The sequence below is a fragment of the Actinomadura roseirufa genome (assembly GCF_900659635.1).
GTDB classification, from domain to species: Bacteria; Actinomycetota; Actinomycetes; order Streptosporangiales; family Streptosporangiaceae; genus Spirillospora; species Spirillospora roseirufa.
The window spans coordinates 1-1,914 of record NZ_CAACVB010000537.1 but is presented as its reverse complement, the minus strand read 5'-3'; the positions used below and the strand labels follow the sequence as shown (position 1 = coordinate 1,914).

The following is a 1,914-nucleotide window of genomic DNA, read 5'->3' as shown; positions in this document are numbered from 1 at the left end:
GGCCGAGGACGAGCTCGCCGCCGCCCGGCTGCGGGCGGCGGCGCTGCGCCGCGCCCTCGCCGTCAACGGCGCGCGGGTGCTGCTGGTCGCGGCCTGGCTCGGCTCGTGGGAGCTGGCGGGGCGGCACTGGATCGATCCCTTCTACACCTCGATGCCGTCCATGATCTGGAGCCGGCTGGCGCAGTGGTTCACCGACGGGACCTCGCAGGGCCCCGTCTGGGAACAGATCTCCTGCACCTTGCGGGAGGCCGTGGCCGGGTTCGCGCTCGGCGCGGCGGGCGGCGCGGTGCTCGGCGTCGCGCTCGGCCGCGGCAGGTTCCCGGCCGACGTGTGCGCGCCGTTCGTCACGGCGGCCGGCGCGATCCCGCGCATCGTCCCGGCCGCGCTGTTCGTGATCTGGTTCGGGCTCGGCACGCGGTCCAAGGTCGCGACCGCGTTCGCGCTGGTGTTCCTCGCGGTGTTCGTCGCCGCCTTCCAGGGCGCCCGCGAGGTCGACCGGAACCTCGTGAACAACGCGCGGATGCTCGGCGCGGGCCGGCTCCAGGTGCTCTGGACGATCGTCGTGCCGAGCGCCGCCGCGCCGATCCTCGCCCGCCTGCACTCGGCGTCCGGGCTCGCGATCATCGGTGCCGTCGTCGGTGAGTACAGCGGCGCCGACGAGGGCCTGGGCCTGCTGCTGCACCGCGCGCAGGACGCCTCCGACTCGACCGGCCTCTACGCCGTCATGCTCATCATCACCGCGCTGGTCCTGCTCGCCGGCGGGCCGCTGAGACTGCTGAAACGCCGGCCGGCGCGATTCGTCACCGGCGGCGGGCCGTGACGCCGGAGGCCATCGGATCGGCCGCCGGAGCGGACCCTCACCGTTCGGCCGGGGAGAGGTACTCCCTTTCCGGGGCCTCCACGCCGTGCGGAGCGCCCCAGCGGCGCGGCGCCCACGCGGGCATCAGCAGCGCGAAGCCCATCATCCCGTAGACGCCCGAGCCGAGCAGCATCCGCAGCCCGAAGTCCATGTCGCCCGACGGCGGCACCTTGCCGGGCAGGTCCAGGACGCCGGCCGGGTCGACCAGGAAGCAGGCCGACAGGCCGAGCAGGGCCACCGCGGGCACGAGCGAGACCAGCGGCGACGCCCACCGCGCGACGATGACCACGCCCGTCACCAGGCCGACGGCGGCCAGCAGGGCGAACGCGCCGAGGACGCGGGAGCGGTCGGTGAACTCCTGCCCGGCCCCGTCGAACGACCGTCCCGCCTGGACGTATCCCCAGGCCGCACCGTAGAGCAGCGCCGGGGTCAGCAGGACGCCCACGACGAAGCCGAACGCATGACGCACCGCACATCACATCCCATCGGGCACGCCTGGAGGGGACGTGCGGGGTCGGGTACCGGACCATCAGAACACGCGATCCGATAGTGCGCAGCGAATCAGGACAATACGGGCCCGAAAGGGGATCTTCGGGCGGGCCGTACGCCTAGATCATTTCTTTGCCCGGCTTTGCGAACTCCCATGACCTTTCAGCCGTCGTACAGGAAACGTTCACGTCACGAAAGCGTGCCTCCTCGCATCCGGATCCCCGCCGCCAGAGGAGGGTGAGGGCACCTGCGCGCTCTTGGGGGACTCATCATCGGGGCAATTCATCGTTCCGCGGGCAAGGAGGACACCGGCGGGACGGGTCCGGCCCGCACGGCCGGCGTCACGCTCGCGCTGGACGCGCTCGGCGACGGCACCGTGCTGCTGTTCGCGGCATGGACCGTCCTGTACCACCTCGGCCTGCTCATCCGGCCGCCCACCTGGGCGCTCCTGGCCGCCTGGACCGCCGTCGCCGCCACGGCGCTCTGGGCCGGCGGCAGGCTCCGGCGGAGACCGGGCGGGCTCGGCGCACTCCCGGGCGCGGCCGGGGTCCCGCTCCGGACGGACC

Annotated in this window: 3 protein-coding genes; 2 read left to right on the top strand and 1 reads right to left on the bottom strand. The window is 73.5% G+C overall.

The window, feature by feature from the left end; genetic code table 11:
• Positions 1-820: ABC transporter permease (locus E1291_RS41220; RefSeq protein WP_207401262.1), on the top strand; the 820-nt coding region annotated here is incomplete at its 5' end.
• 37 nt (positions 821-857) lie between these two features.
• Here the strand turns inward: E1291_RS41220 and E1291_RS41215 are convergent.
• Positions 858-1,328: a hypothetical protein gene (locus E1291_RS41215; protein WP_131743445.1), complete on the bottom strand. Its 471-nt coding sequence runs from the start codon at positions 1,326-1,328 to the stop codon at positions 858-860.
• 396 nt (positions 1,329-1,724) lie between these two features.
• Here E1291_RS41215 and E1291_RS41210 point away from each other — a divergent pair.
• Positions 1,725-1,914, top strand: a 190-nt coding sequence (locus E1291_RS41210) for a hypothetical protein (protein ID WP_131743444.1), incomplete at its 3' end; no start/stop codon positions are given.